This is a genomic window from Brucella sp. NBRC 113783, from assembly GCF_040372265.1.
Taxonomy (GTDB): domain Bacteria; phylum Pseudomonadota; class Alphaproteobacteria; order Rhizobiales; family Rhizobiaceae; genus Brucella; species Brucella teleogrylli.
Genome location: NZ_BAABRX010000011.1, coordinates 18,925 through 31,570, shown reverse-complemented (window position 1 = coordinate 31,570; position 12,646 = coordinate 18,925). Strand labels below are relative to the sequence as shown.

The window sequence follows — 12,646 nt, the reverse complement described above, 5'->3', positions numbered from 1 at the left end:
AGAACGCTTGGTTCCGAAATAGCCGCCATCCCAACTTCGTGGAGGCGCTTTGATGAAGAAGCAGAACCCGGCCCATCGAGCAGGCAAGTTCTTATTCAATGCTTGCCGGCGGAACTCAAATCGCCTTCAAGCTGTGTTCTTGCTCTGTTGAGCCGGCTTTTGATGGTGCCGATGGTGCAGCCCGCTTTTGTGGCGGCGTGCTCATAGCTCAAACCATTAAAAATCACCAGTTCGATGACGTTCCGGTGAAGTGGCGATAACCTGTCATAGGCGCGCCCGACATCCTGCAATTCCATGGCCCAGTCTTGCGACGGACCGATGGTGGGCCCGTCCCACTCCTGCATGACATCCTCGCGCTGCGCTCGCTTGATTTTGCTGCAGAAAGTGTTCTTCATGATGGTGAAGAGCCAGGACTTCAGCGGCCCAAACGGCACATATTTATCCTGGTTCTTGAGCGCCTTCACCACTGTCTCCTGAACCAGATCGTCCACATCGGTGGATTGGCGACACATGGTTCGCGCAAACTGATGGAGCGCGGGTAAAAGTTTCAGCAACTCATCTTCGAAATCGGGATTGGATGACATGGTAACTCCTCCTGCCCACCCGGTGAGATAAGGCCTCTCGAAGCTATTGGTTCCGACGCAACTGCAATTGGTACGTTACCGTACATTTTTTCGGCAGGCATGGAACAACGCGGAGCGCGGCGGGTTAGGACCAACCAATTCGAGGAGCGTGACATGAATATTCTGACGATCAATGTTCGCAGCGATGAAACGCCAGTAGTCGTGGAATTTGTCGGCGAAGCGGAAGAGAAAATTACAGTTCAACTTACGCCCAGCGGTTCGTCAGAACGAAATGAACAACTCGAGCAGGCGGCAAACTGTCTGTCGCAGGCGATAAAGACGGTCGAGATAGAATTGGGGCGGGCAACCACGCCCCCGCAACGAGATGATGAAAATCAGCGCCTTGAAAAAGGTTTGAAGGACAGTTTTCCGGCAAGCGATCCGGTTGCCGTGACAACGCCATCGACACCGGCCTCAGCCGATCCAAAATCCTGAGGTTTGTCTTTTCGAAACGCAGATGGGGATTTCGATGAAAAGCGATCTTGTCGTCCCGCCGCCCTCATTGCATCGCATCTCATGCCTGTAGAAACGGGTCTTTTGCGGGGTAAGCTCCAGCCCGGCTCCGTGCATCTTTGTATCGACATGCAGAATCTGTTTGGACCAAACTCGCCATGGTTCGTTCCGTGGGTAGAACAGATTTTGCCACGGATCATCGATATCTGCACCGTCCAGCGTGACAACACCATATTCACGCGCTTTATCCCGCCAAAGCGCCCCGAGAATGCGGTAGGTATCTGGGTCGATTACTACCGAAAATGGGAAGCGCTCACGCTGACCCATATCGATCCTGCGCTAATTCAGCTTGTGGACCCGTTGAAGGATTTTGTGCCCCCCGCTGCCGTACTCGACAAGACAGTCTATTCGCCATGGACAGAAGGCCATCTCCAAACCTATCTGGTCAATAAGCGCATTCATACACTCGTTATCACCGGTGCGGAAACGGACCTTTGCGTACTCGCTACTCTGCTGGGTGCCGTGGATCGTGGATATCGCGTCATTATGGTTCATGATGCAATCTGCAGCGTTTCCGACCAAACGCATGACGCGATCATGTCGCTTTGCCACCAGCGCTTCAGTGAACAACTGGAACTGGTTTCCACAGAGGAACTGATAGACGCCTGGCGTTGAGGTTGGAGGTGTAGCCTTGCCGATCAGCGGCCCCAAATCAGGATAAGCGCCACTATAATCACTAGCAGGATCACCAGCGCCACTAAGAATGGCTGCACAGTTCGCTTTCTATCCTTCTCCCACTGACTCAGGGCCGAAGCGTGACTGGAGGCATTGCTGTCGTGCTTCATACTGTCTGGTGATTGTTCATGATCGCGCCCCGGAGAGGAACTGCCGCCCGCTTCGGAATCCGTTTCGAAAGGCGCTGCAGCCGGATCAAATCCAGGCGCCTTGTCACCGGTTTGTCCCTTCTGGATAGCACCGCGTATGCGGGATCCTTCGCTCGTTTTGTGTCCGTCCTTGTCCATTTTTGATCTACCTCGGCAACCAAACCCCACGTTGGCCCAGATGTTCCCGGTGCGCCGTCAGTGTTATTTGCCCCGGCGGCGTCTCCCAACATCGCCGGGGCAGGCGCTTAGCGTTCGAACACTCCAAGTGTTGCTTCGCGCCATCCATCCGATGAACCGTACCCTCGGATGTTCACGCTGGCAGTGCTGGAGGACGTGCAGACTCATCCGCAGCCTTGATAGCGGCAATGAAGCACTCTCTGGCTGTGTTGGGCTTGTTCTCAAGGTCGGCAAGACAGTTCTCGATGGCGCGCCAGAATTCCGCACCGCGGGCCTCATGCGGCCATTCTTCAAGAAGATATTCCGCAGCCATCGCCGTGTTCGTGACCGCGCAGTGTTTGCCCGTTCCGAACAATTCAACGTCAACAGGTTCACCCCAAGCCATGGCAGCCTCCCAAAAAGATGCCCTGCCTCGGCGGGGGCGAAAGGCAGGGCTGGTGACAGCCTGGCAAGCAATGTTCGAGCGGGACTGACACCAATTCTAGATCGGTGAGCCTAACCGCCTGCGCTTGAGTTTGTTCCCTGAAGATTTGAATTTGCCGCCATCGATTTCTGACGGCGATCCATGAATTTCTTGTTGGCGAGCCGGGCGGCCAGTTCGGTAATATAATTATGATCGCGAAGGCCGCTGTCATAAAGCAACAGTGTCAACGACGCCAAATCGCGCCCCGAATATCCCCGGTCACTTTCTTCTAGCATTATAGCCGCGTGAGTATAACAACTTCTCAGGAAGTCGACTTCAATTTGATTATAGATGCGGCTCGCTTCATTAAAAAATGGCATGTCTGGCTCCCGGCTTCGACATAACCAGCAAACCATATTCATTCTAATAAAGATATCATTCCCTGATCACTTAATATGTGAGTCAAGAAAAGCTCATCCGTACAAAAGGATGCGGTTATTCATTATTTTTCCGCGCCGCTTTCTTTGCACCCGTAGATAGAATTCAAAAATTCTTCAACTTACTATTACGTCAACTATTCGGACTTTTACAAGCTGCACGGACGGATAAGGGCGACCAGATGGTCGCCCCTACCAACTTTGGAACATTAACGCCTGCGACGATCATCATATTCGTAATCGCGGCGATCATCCCAACCGCGCCGCGACGCTTCGGAATGACCTTCTGGATCGCCGAACCACCCGCCATGGCCCCGACCAGTGGAACGCTGGTCATCGTCACGGCTTGCGTAACGGCGGTCATCATCGCGACTGGAATAGCTGCGTCGGCCGTCATCACGGTCATCGCGCCGTTCGTCCCAGCCCCGGCGGGCGGCTTCTGCATGCCCGCGAGAGTCACCGTACCAGCCACGACCACGATCATCGTCGTCATAGCGACTGGAACGACGGTCGTCGAAATCATCATTGCGGCTGGAATAGCGGCGACGATCGTCATAATCCCTGTCGTCGCGGCGTTCGTCCCAGCCACGGCGGGCGGCTTCAGCGTGTCCTTGCGGATCGCCAAACCAGCCGCCGTGGCTGCGTCCCCTGTCGTCATCGTCGTAATGACTGGACCTGCGATAATCGTCATCACGGCGGCTTTCGGCATAGTGGCGACGACCGCCGCCTCTGCTGCGGTCATCGTCACTGACAAGGCGGCCCTGATCGTCACGTTCTGGCATATTACGTGGCATTTTATCCTCCTGATTGTATGAATTTTGCGCGCAGTGGCGCATTGAGCTGCAAGAGCTCTTCTCCAGCTGCATTCCCGCAGCCGCGAGTCTTCCGGTTTCGATTATGCTGTACCCTTGGCGGATGGCGCCGTGGCCGAGCGGACCTTGATGTTGTTTTGAACATCCGCCACGCCCGCACATGCTTCGGCGCAATCCTCAGCGCGGCGTTTATCCTGTCGGGTTGCGACTTGTCCCTGCAAGATGACTTCGCCCTTCTTGACGCTGACCTCAATGTCGGAGGCATCAAGATCTGCATCTTCCATCAAGGCGTCAGAGACATCTTCCTTGATGCGCTCGTCCGTGCGGGTGTAACCCTTCGGTCCCTTTCCGCGATGCATTCCTGTGCCGCTTGAGGACTTCATCGGCTCATTGCGTGCGCCGTGACGCTCATAGCGGCTATCGCGCGCAAAAGATTCTCTTTGCGGAGAATTATATGCGAAGCGTTCCTCGTCATCGCTATAGCCGCGCGAACGATAATCACCCGGATAGCGTTCGTCATAGTCGCGGTAGTTTCCGCCACGGCTTTCATAATCACGGTCCCGGTAGGGTTCGTTATAATAGTCGTCGCGATCTTCGTTTTGGTATCGACCTGGCATATCACGTGCTCCTTTGGTCATTGGCAAATGACAGCCAACCCAACCGCAAGCGATTGCCTTTGTTCCTGCATGTTCAAATTTTCTGAGACCCGACCGTCGCTATCAATGAAATCGAACAAACAGCCGAGTATCAGCGGCTGAACACGTCCAGCCGCGCATGGTACATGCCTTCTCCAGTCAGCCGGAGGGCAGGCTATTCAACAGGTGTGTTAGGCAAGGCGATTGATATTTCGAGCGTGTTGTCCGTCCACGCCCGATCAAGTTGGGCCGCAAGGGCTGAGACCAGCGCCTTTTCAAGTCGCGTTCCGAATCCTTCGCTTGGTTGATCGTTATGATGTTCATTGCCCGTTTCCAGCCAATGAACGACGACAGCTTCCTGTGTTTCTTCTACGCTGACCAAAAGCTGGCCCCCTGTTACCGCCAGTGCGCCATGCTTGGCGGCGTTCGTCGCCAGTTCATGCAAAAGCAGCGACAGATTTGTCAGCGACTTGCCCGAGATTGCAGGATCAGCCCCGGAAATGCGAATACTCTGCTCATCATAGGGTTCTAGAATGGTGCGTAACAGAGTCTGAAGCGGCACCGAAGAAACCGTCATTTCGGCCTCTTCCCATGCCGGCATTGTCAGTTCATGCGCCCGCGCAAGCGCGGCTAGGCGCGCCTGGACGGTCTCGCGGAGTTCATCAACCTGCGTGGTCGATCTTGCGCTCAGCGAAACGATTCCGTTCGCCAGTGCGAAAAGGTTTTTCACACGATGCTGCATCTCGCCCATCAGGAGCAGCTGCTGCTTTTGTGCCTGCAGACGTTCTGTAATGTCGCGCGCGATCTTCGAAGCCCCAACAATCACGCCATTCGCATTGCGAATGGGTGAAATCGTCAACGAAATATCGATCAGCGTTCCGTCTTTTCGCTTCCGGATTGTTTCAAAATGGTCGACCCGGTTGCCATTGCGTATCGCGGCCAGAATAGCCGGCTCTTCACCCAACCGGTCGTCTGGAATGAGAATTGTCACCGGTTTGCCAATGACTTCTTCCGCCTGATAGCCGAAAAGGCGCTGTGCGCCCCTGTTCCAGCTCTTGATGATTCCTTCCAAGTTCTTGCTGATGATGGCGTCATCAGAACCGTCGACAATCGCAGCCAGCCAATCGCGGATGTCGAGTTCCGTATCGCTAAATTGCGGCCGGGCTGCTGCTGTGACGGACAACGTGAATCGACGTATACCGCCGGTCGAACCAACGAGCCGCTCATCGCCAGTTTGATCTTGATGACTTTCCATCTTATCCGCCCATTCCAAAAAGATTAATTCATATTAGTCGATCATGACGCGATATCAATTGTCTGAAATAAACCAACCGGATTCCAGGTGCAGGCGTTGTCCGCCCCTTCTCGTTCGCGCCGCAATTCCGTTCTTGCGAAAGGGTGTTTCGATCCCAAAGCTTGCAAGCGCAGCGACACAAGGAACAAAAATGTACGCGCCAGGTTAGGGAGCCCGAACTTGTATTGGCGCCAGCTGCCGTTCGAACGACACTTGCCAAGCTGACGTCAGCCCTACCTTACCACCTCAAGGCAGGGCATCTTTTACTGGGAGACCGCGATGGCTTGGGGAGAACCCGTTGATATTCAGCTCTACGGCTTCGGGAAGTATCAGGTCGTGACGAATACGCCGATGGCGTCGGAATGCCTTTTAAACTATTGGCCGGAAGGCGCCCAGGGCGAGGAATATCAGGACGCATTGCAGGCTGCCTCGCGGATATGGAGGGGCTGCCAAATACTGCCCGGGCGTCATTTATCAAAGCCGCAGAAGCGGCGGGACTGAAGGTCCGCCATAATCAAAAGCCCACGCTTAACTAAGCGGCGACGCCTTTTCCCAACTGTCTCTGCTTTTCCAACCGCTGAAGGGTTTCGCTCGTACGTTCTGACAGACACTGCAATGAAGTGGGCCTGCCAAAACATCTGTTTGGCGGCCATGTAACCGTATCATTACCAGATAAGCACTGTCTTAAGTATTCCCAGCCTGCATAAGCTTACGATAAGATCGAGAGTCCCGGTGCCGTTTCGAAAGATAGGAAAACGGTCACGTCTATATTGATGGTAACCAGGAATGGGACTGCTCGCCTCGCGTATCTCTCCTTTTCAGCCAGATTTGATTTGGCGCACCGCAGCCCGTACGCGCCCAGAGGGTGATTTTCACGGCGCAGCTTATGCCGATCAGTGTGAGTGTAAGCGGGGCCAATACTTCATTACGGAGGTCAGCAGATAATCCTTTCATCGTCCCCCCGCACCAGCCAAGTTTTTGGCGCCTACTATCTGATGCTCGACACACCAAGGAATAATCCATGAGCGAATCAGTTCATCCTCTTTTGCGCCTGCGAGACGGTCATCATGCGCATGTCACCTATGAAGAGCTTTTCTTCGATCTCGTTTACGTCTTCGCGGTCACTCAACTCAGCCACGCGCTGCTTCATCATCTGACCGCGTGGAGCGCGCTTGAAACGCTGGTGCTTTGGTTCGCGGTCTGGCTCGGCTGGCAATATACGTGCTGGGTCACCAACTGGTTTAACCCCGAACAGCTGAAAATTCGCCTTGTTCTGTTCGGCTGCATGGCGCTGGCGCTGGTCATGGCCGCCTCAATCCCGGACGCTTTTGGCGCAGGCGGCCTGATATTCGCCGGGTGCTATGTCGCGATGCAGCTTGGACGAACCAGCTTTATCGTCTGGCAATTGGGGCGGGGTCATCCGCTGGCAGCCAATTACCGGCGCATGCTGGGTTGGCTTACCCTTTCAGCCTGCTTCTGGATCGGTGGAGCCGTTGCGGAAGGGGAAGCCCGGCTGGCGCTTTGGATCGTGGCAGCGCTTTGCGAATATGTTTCGCCAATGATCGGCTTTGCCTTGCTGGGAATGGGCCGCTCACACGTCAGCGATTGGACGATCGAAGGTGGGCACCTCGCCGAGCGTTGCCAGCTCTTTGTCATCGTGGCGCTGGGCGAAAGTCTTCTAGCAACGGGCGCCACCCTTGCAGGCGCGGAAAACTGGAACATTGCCGAACTGTCCGCCATGCTTGCGACCTTTCTCGGCACCATCGCCATGTGGTGGCTCTATTTCGGGACGTCGAGCAAGGATGCGACCGCCCGCATTACGCAGGCCCGTGATCCGGGAAAGATCGGTGCCTATTTCCACTACATCCACGCCATATTGATTTTCGGCATCATCGTGAGCGCTGTGGGCAACGATCTTGCCATGGAGCATCCCGCAGGTCATGCCAGCGTGGCGCAAATTGTCGTCATCGCAGTCGGTCCTGCTATCTACCTGATTGGCAGCGCGATCTACAAATATGTCGTTTACGGTCGCCTCCCCCTGTCCCATATCGGAGGGGTCGTTTTGTTGGCTCTCATTGCGCCGTTCGCACAGAGCGCCGATCTTCTCACGCTGGGATGGCTTACAACCGCCGTGCTTTTTGGTATCGGCTTATGGGAAAGCCGGACCAGGAGCGAAGTTTCCTTAAATGAAGGCGGCGTCCACCAATAAGGTGACGCCAGGTCTTTCTTTCACGGCGGCGCATCAATGGATGCGCCGCAGCAATCTTTCGCGATAGGTATCGACAATCACAGCAAGTATGATCACCGCGCCAATGATGATTGGCTTGTAATTATCGCCGATGCCGAGCAATTGCAGGCCGGTCGCCAGAACTTGCAGAATACAGGCGCCCGCCAGTGTGCCGACGATCGAGCCTTTTCCCCCAAAGAGACTGGTCCCGCCGATAATGACTGCCGCAATCGCGTTCAGTTCATAGCCGATACCGGCGATCGGGCTGCCAATATTCAAGCGCAGCAAATAGACGATCGCGGCGATACCTGCGGTGACACCCGAGATGACAAACGCAGCAATCTTATACGTGTCGGGATTATGCCCCGACAGACGGACCGCCTCATCATTGGCCCCAACGGCGTAGATCATGCGACCGAAAACAGTAAACCGCAGTATGAACCAGCCTGCAAAAATGACCGCCACTGCCACCAGAAAGATTGAGGGCAGAAAGCCGCCGATGATCAGATTACCGAAATCGACGAAGCCTTGCGGCAGTCCCGTAATGGTGGAGTTGTTGGACACCACGCGCGCTGCACCAGCGGCTATATTCAACATACCGAGCGTCACAATGAAGGACGGAATCTTCCAGAAGGTCGACACCTTACCGTTGATGTAGCCACAAAACCCACCAACTGCGATGCAAGCCAGCACGGCAAGCGGTATCGATAATCCGGGTTCCAGACCTGATGTCATGATGAGCGCACCTATGACCGTGCAAAGCGCGAGCACCGAGCCAACGGAGAGATCAATGCCGCCGGTCAGGATGACGAAAGTCATCCCCGCCGCGAGAACCGTATTAATGGCGATCTGGACGAAAATCTTCAACGCGTTGCCGGGCGTGGCGAAATAAGGCGCGGTGAAAGAAAACACCAGCGTGATCAGTAAAAGAGCTAGAAAAACGCCAGCGTCACGCAGCAAGAAGCGTTTCAACTTCTGTCGGTCCGCTGCTGCGGATCTCTCGGGCACAGAGGGCTTAGCTGTCATTGAACATGCTCCTGATAGGCAAGCGAGAGAATACGCTCCTGATCAAATTGCGACCGACGCAGTTCTCCTACCAGCTTGCCATTGGAGAACACGATAATGCGGTGACACATGCCAATGAGTTCAGGCAAATCCGAAGAGACCATAATGATTGCTTTTTGATTTGCGGCCAGCATCCAGAGTAATTGATAGATTTCGCGTCTGGCACCGACATCGACGCCCCGCGTCGGTTCATCCAGGATCAATGTTGAGGAACCGCGAAACAGCCATTTTGCAAGCACCACCTTTTGCTGGTTACCACCAGACAAATTGCGCACCGATGTGCCTATGGAGGCCGTTTTGATCCGCAATTGCTCAACCAGTTCCATAACGGATTTCTTTTCTTCGCCTTTGTCCAGCAATCCGCCATGGGAGATTTTCTTCAAATCGGTGATCGTCGCATTTATGTCTACAGGCATATCCAGCATCAGCCCCTGCCCCTTACGATCTTCGGTCAGGAAACCCAGTCCATTTCTGACAGCATCTTTGGGATTGCGAATATTTACCGGCTTGCCGTCCACACGGATTTGTCCCCCGCCTTTGGGATCAGCACCGAAGATCGCGCGCATGATCTCCGTGCGGCCCGATCCTACCAGACCTGCCACACCCAGAATTTCGCCCTCGCGCACCGAAAAGGAGACCGCAGGGTCTGTTGTCGATCGTGTAACGCTTTCGACCTCGAGGGCAACCGAACCTGGCACGATGGTGGAGTCGAAGCTATATTCGTCTGCAATATCCCGCCCAATCATCATGCGGACCAGATGGGGCACGCTCAGCCCCTCAAAGGCGCGCGTTTCAACCAGACGACCGTTGCGCAAAACGGTGACCCGGTCACCAATTTCAAAGACTTCATGCAGGCGGTGCGAGATATAAATGATAGTTACACCCCTGACCTTCATTCTCCCGATAATGGCAAAGAGCCGTTCAATTTCAGGCGGTGTCAGTGTCGCCGTCGGCTCATCCAGGACCAGAAGCTTGCTATCATAGCCAAGCGCCTTTGCAATTTCGACCAATTGCATTTGCGCGACGCCCAATTCGGAGACAAGTGTGCGAGGATCTAACGCCAGCCCAACCTCGTCCAGCAATTCAGAGGCACGCCTGTTGAGCGAAGCCCGATCCAAGATGCCGCAACGTCGCGGGAGCCTTTCCAACATCAGGTTTTCCGCTATGGAAAGGTGTGGAAGTAAATTGAGTTCCTGATGAACAATACGAATGCCCTGAACTTGCGCATCATGCGGCGTCTTGGGCCGATAGGGCTGATCATTCAGAACAATCTCGCCAGCGTCCGGCTGATAGATACCGGCAAGCAGTTTGATGAGCGTTGACTTGCCAGCGCCGTTTTCACCCAGAATAATATGCGTTTCGCCGCGCAACAGTTGTAGATTGATACCCTCCAGAGCAGTTACGCCCGGAAAGACTTTGCCGACGTTTTCAAGCTTCAAGATCGCGTCGGCTGACTGCATACTATTCCTGCCTGTTGGAGTGACGGAAGGCCGCAACGGAGTGCATCCGATGCGGCCTCGCTATCTTGCGAGTTCCTAAAGGTCCTTGGCGGTAATCAGCTTGATATCCGTCTTGACCCAGCCTGAGAATTTTTCTCCCGCCAGTTCCTTAAGGCCATAATCGATGCCCATTGCCGCCATCTGCGCGCCGAACTGGTCGATCGTGGCCAGCATCTTGCCGTCCTTGATCAGTGGCTGTACGGCGGGAATATTGTCGAAACCAACGACTTTGATCTGGCCTGACTTGCCTGCTGCATCAAGCGCCTTCACAACGCCCAGCGCCATTGAGTCATTGGCTGCCATAACGCCCTGAATATCCTGATATTGTGTAAGGAAATTCGTCATGAGTGTGTTGGCTTCTTCTGTCTCCCAATGCGCGGTCTTGGAATCCAACAGTGTCAAGCCGCCTTCGGCCACAGCATCATCGAAACCCTTCTTGCGCTCCTTGGCATTGTCGGCCTCGGGATTACCTTCGAGGATAACCACCTTACCGCCCTTGCCGAGTTCCTTGGCAAGTGCCATGCCGGACAGCTTTGCGCCTTCGCGATTGTCGGGTCCGAAAAATGCCAGATCGACACCGGCCTGCTTCTTCGCCTCTTCATCAAGCGCCACGTCGATATTGATGACCTTGATGCCAGCTTCCAGCGCCTTCTTCACCGGTGTGACCATAGCCTTGGAATCGGCCGGCGCCAGAACGATCACATTGAACTGCTGCGTGATGAAGTTTTCAACCGCATCAACCTGGGCGGCGAAATCTCGTTCGTCTTTCATGCCAACAGCGGCAAAGGTAAACTTGTCCGTATTCTTGGCCGCATAATCTTCAGCACCGGCCTGCATTTGCTTGAAAAACTCGTTTGCAAGCGACTTCATGACAAGCCCGATTTTGGGTTTGTCCGCTGCAAAAGACGGTAAGGACGGCAAAAGCAGAGCGCCTGCTCCAGCCGCGCTGGTCGTTAGAAACTGGCGTCGCGAAATTGAACCTAGACCCAGCCCATTAATAATTGAACCTTTAGTCATGAATTCCTCCCCTCGCTTCAGCATTAAGCTTGAGCGTGAATTCAAGGTAGAGCCGGAAATGGAAAACTGTCAAGACTACAGAAAGTGGGAGATTATAAGTAACCCGCTAGGGCGAATACATTCGATAAAATTGAATGGCAGATAGTATTTTCCCAGTTTCTTGGGTCTAAGTGCCCGACTCAAAATTCGAGCCTTGCGATACGCCGTGTCATTCGCCTGATTGACGAGATGAACATCCATGCCTCTGCGGATGCAATTGAAGCCTCCCAATCTTTTGCCAGACGGCGGCAGCGGTTGAGCCAGGCGAAGGTTCGCTCGACGATCCACCGTTTGGGCAAAACTACAAAGCCCCTGACCTGATCGGATCGCTTGACGATTTCAATTGCCAGCGCTTTGAGATGTGCCACAGCAGTTGTCAGCTTTTCGCCAGCATATCCGCCATCGGCAAAGAGTTTCGCCACGGTGGGATAGTTGTCACAGGTGCGATTGATCAGATCAGGTGCACCGTCCCGGTCCTGAACGTCGGCACCATGCACGATGCCTTCCAGCATATTGCCCGTCATATCGGTCACGATATGGCGCTTGCGCCCTTTGATCTTTTTGCCAGCATCATAGCCTCGTGGACCGCCAGATTCCGTCGTTTTGACCGACTGGCTATCGATAATAGCGGCTGTCGGCTCCGCCTTGCGGCCTTCCGCCAGCCGTGTCACCGCAACCAGCATTTCATTGATAAGATCAAGCAAGCCGTTGTCGCGCATCCGGTAGAAATGGTACTGCACCGTCGTAAACGGCGGGAATTCCTTCGGTAATTGCGCCCATTGGCTGCCGGTTGTCGCGATGTATTGGATTGCGTTCCACAATGTGCGGGGATCATGCTCGCGCGGACGGCCGACTTTGCCCATCGGCTGCAAAAGCGGCGCAACAACTGCCCACTCATCGTCGGTACAATCGCTTGCATAGCGCAAGCCACGTCTGACATAGTCTCGCCGGGCGGTTTCAGTCCAGGCCATGTGATCCTCCGTAGTCTTGGTAAACCACAGAGAATCATAAACTCCTGAAATCGCTCAACTTAATTTTCGGTTCGGCTCTAAACCGACACACCATCTGTCTTTAACAAGCA

15 protein-coding genes are annotated in these 12,646 nt (G+C 54.4%); 4 read left to right on the top strand and 11 right to left on the bottom strand.

Annotation, left to right across the window (positions count from 1 at the left end):
• Positions 1-95 precede the first annotated feature (95 nt).
• Positions 96-584, bottom strand: a complete 489-nt coding sequence (locus ABWW11_RS22320; RefSeq protein ID WP_109365599.1) for a sigma-70 family RNA polymerase sigma factor — start codon at positions 582-584, stop codon at positions 96-98.
• Positions 585-737: 153 nt separating this feature from the next.
• Between ABWW11_RS22320 and ABWW11_RS22315 the strand changes: the two genes are divergently transcribed.
• Complete coding sequence (locus ABWW11_RS22315) at positions 738-1,058, top strand: hypothetical protein (RefSeq protein WP_109365598.1); 321 nt, start codon at positions 738-740, stop codon at positions 1,056-1,058.
• Positions 1,059-1,139: 81 nt separating this feature from the next.
• Entirely contained in the window at positions 1,140-1,751 is a 612-nt protein-coding gene (locus ABWW11_RS22310) for a cysteine hydrolase family protein (protein WP_109365597.1), read from the top strand.
• Positions 1,752-1,774: 23 nt separating this feature from the next.
• Here ABWW11_RS22310 and ABWW11_RS22305 read toward each other — a convergent pair whose 3' ends face one another.
• The 6 genes from ABWW11_RS22305 to ABWW11_RS22280 all read right to left on the bottom strand — a co-directional run bounded on the left by ABWW11_RS22305 (position 1,775) and on the right by ABWW11_RS22280 (position 5,679).
• Positions 1,775-2,098: a hypothetical protein gene (locus ABWW11_RS22305; RefSeq protein ID WP_109365596.1), complete on the bottom strand. Its 324-nt coding sequence runs from the start codon at positions 2,096-2,098 to the stop codon at positions 1,775-1,777.
• 172 nt (positions 2,099-2,270) lie between these two features.
• Positions 2,271-2,522 carry a DUF982 domain-containing protein gene (locus tag ABWW11_RS22300; protein ID WP_109365595.1) on the bottom strand — a complete coding sequence of 84 codons (252 nt, stop codon included), beginning with the start codon at positions 2,520-2,522 and terminating at the stop codon, positions 2,271-2,273.
• A gap of 110 nt (positions 2,523-2,632) precedes the next feature.
• The gene (locus ABWW11_RS22295; RefSeq protein ID WP_109365594.1) at positions 2,633-2,920 is read right to left on the bottom strand and encodes a hypothetical protein; all 288 of its coding nucleotides are present in this window, start codon (positions 2,918-2,920) and stop codon (positions 2,633-2,635) included.
• Between the two features lie 266 nt (positions 2,921-3,186).
• A complete protein-coding gene (locus tag ABWW11_RS22290) occupies positions 3,187-3,771 on the bottom strand; it encodes a hypothetical protein (protein ID WP_147438014.1) in 585 nt (194 codons plus the stop codon).
• 101 nt (positions 3,772-3,872) lie between these two features.
• On the bottom strand, positions 3,873-4,406 hold the full coding sequence (locus ABWW11_RS25305; protein ID WP_371834747.1) for a BON domain-containing protein: 534 nt from the start codon (positions 4,404-4,406) through the stop codon (positions 3,873-3,875).
• A gap of 193 nt (positions 4,407-4,599) precedes the next feature.
• On the bottom strand, positions 4,600-5,679 hold the full coding sequence (locus ABWW11_RS22280; RefSeq protein ID WP_109365592.1) for a PAS domain S-box protein: 1,080 nt from the start codon (positions 5,677-5,679) through the stop codon (positions 4,600-4,602).
• A gap of 318 nt (positions 5,680-5,997) precedes the next feature.
• On the opposite strand from ABWW11_RS22280, the gene ABWW11_RS22275 reads away from it, so the two are divergent.
• Both ABWW11_RS22275 and ABWW11_RS22270 read left to right on the top strand, forming a co-directional pair.
• Positions 5,998-6,219, top strand: coding sequence for a DUF982 domain-containing protein (locus tag ABWW11_RS22275; protein WP_342210473.1), 222 nt, complete (start codon positions 5,998-6,000; stop codon positions 6,217-6,219).
• A 520-nt stretch (positions 6,220-6,739) separates the two neighbouring features.
• Complete coding sequence (locus tag ABWW11_RS22270) at positions 6,740-7,927, top strand: low temperature requirement protein A (protein ID WP_109365591.1); 1,188 nt, start codon at positions 6,740-6,742, stop codon at positions 7,925-7,927.
• 33 nt (positions 7,928-7,960) lie between these two features.
• Here ABWW11_RS22270 and ABWW11_RS22265 read toward each other — a convergent pair whose 3' ends face one another.
• The 4 genes from ABWW11_RS22265 to ABWW11_RS22250 all read right to left on the bottom strand — a co-directional run bounded on the left by ABWW11_RS22265 (position 7,961) and on the right by ABWW11_RS22250 (position 12,536).
• Positions 7,961-8,971 carry an ABC transporter permease gene (locus ABWW11_RS22265; protein WP_109365590.1) on the bottom strand — a complete coding sequence of 337 codons (1,011 nt, stop codon included), beginning with the start codon at positions 8,969-8,971 and terminating at the stop codon, positions 7,961-7,963.
• Positions 8,968-10,470, bottom strand: a complete 1,503-nt coding sequence (locus tag ABWW11_RS22260; protein ID WP_319080428.1) for a sugar ABC transporter ATP-binding protein — start codon at positions 10,468-10,470, stop codon at positions 8,968-8,970. Before ABWW11_RS22260 ends, ABWW11_RS22265 begins: the two co-directional genes overlap by 4 nt.
• 75 nt (positions 10,471-10,545) lie before the next feature.
• Positions 10,546-11,526, bottom strand: coding sequence for a sugar ABC transporter substrate-binding protein (locus tag ABWW11_RS22255; RefSeq protein WP_109365588.1), 981 nt, complete (start codon positions 11,524-11,526; stop codon positions 10,546-10,548).
• Positions 11,527-11,705: 179 nt separating this feature from the next.
• Entirely contained in the window at positions 11,706-12,536 is an 831-nt protein-coding gene (locus tag ABWW11_RS22250; protein ID WP_109365587.1) for an IS5 family transposase, read from the bottom strand.
• Between the last annotated feature and the right edge of the window lie 110 nt (positions 12,537-12,646).

Bases quoted from the DNA above. Each gene is read 5' to 3' on its own strand.
- ABWW11_RS22275 (WP_342210473.1), top strand. From the start codon at position 5,998: ATGGCTTGGGGAGAACCCGTTGATATTCAGCTCTACGGCTTCGGGAAG.
- ABWW11_RS22270 (WP_109365591.1), top strand. From the start codon at position 6,740: ATGAGCGAATCAGTTCATCCTCTTTTGCGCCTGCGAGACGGTCATCAT.
- ABWW11_RS22305 (WP_109365596.1), bottom strand. From the start codon at position 2,098: ATGGACAAGGACGGACACAAAACGAGCGAAGGATCCCGCATACGCGGT.
- ABWW11_RS22255 (WP_109365588.1), bottom strand. From the start codon at position 11,526: ATGACTAAAGGTTCAATTATTAATGGGCTGGGTCTAGGTTCAATTTCG.
- ABWW11_RS22280 (WP_109365592.1), bottom strand. From the start codon at position 5,679: ATGGAAAGTCATCAAGATCAAACTGGCGATGAGCGGCTCGTTGGTTCG.
- ABWW11_RS22260 (WP_319080428.1), bottom strand. From the start codon at position 10,470: ATGCAGTCAGCCGACGCGATCTTGAAGCTTGAAAACGTCGGCAAAGTC.
- ABWW11_RS22250 (WP_109365587.1), bottom strand. From the start codon at position 12,536: ATGGCCTGGACTGAAACCGCCCGGCGAGACTATGTCAGACGTGGCTTG.
- ABWW11_RS22265 (WP_109365590.1), bottom strand. From the start codon at position 8,971: ATGACAGCTAAGCCCTCTGTGCCCGAGAGATCCGCAGCAGCGGACCGA.
- ABWW11_RS22320 (WP_109365599.1), bottom strand. From the start codon at position 584: ATGTCATCCAATCCCGATTTCGAAGATGAGTTGCTGAAACTTTTACCC.
- ABWW11_RS22300 (WP_109365595.1), bottom strand. From the start codon at position 2,522: ATGGCTTGGGGTGAACCTGTTGACGTTGAATTGTTCGGAACGGGCAAA.
- ABWW11_RS22310 (WP_109365597.1), top strand. From the start codon at position 1,140: ATGCCTGTAGAAACGGGTCTTTTGCGGGGTAAGCTCCAGCCCGGCTCC.
- ABWW11_RS22315 (WP_109365598.1), top strand. From the start codon at position 738: ATGAATATTCTGACGATCAATGTTCGCAGCGATGAAACGCCAGTAGTC.
- ABWW11_RS22290 (WP_147438014.1), bottom strand. From the start codon at position 3,771: ATGCCACGTAATATGCCAGAACGTGACGATCAGGGCCGCCTTGTCAGT.
- ABWW11_RS22295 (WP_109365594.1), bottom strand. From the start codon at position 2,920: ATGCCATTTTTTAATGAAGCGAGCCGCATCTATAATCAAATTGAAGTC.
- ABWW11_RS25305 (WP_371834747.1), bottom strand. From the start codon at position 4,406: ATGCCAGGTCGATACCAAAACGAAGATCGCGACGACTATTATAACGAA.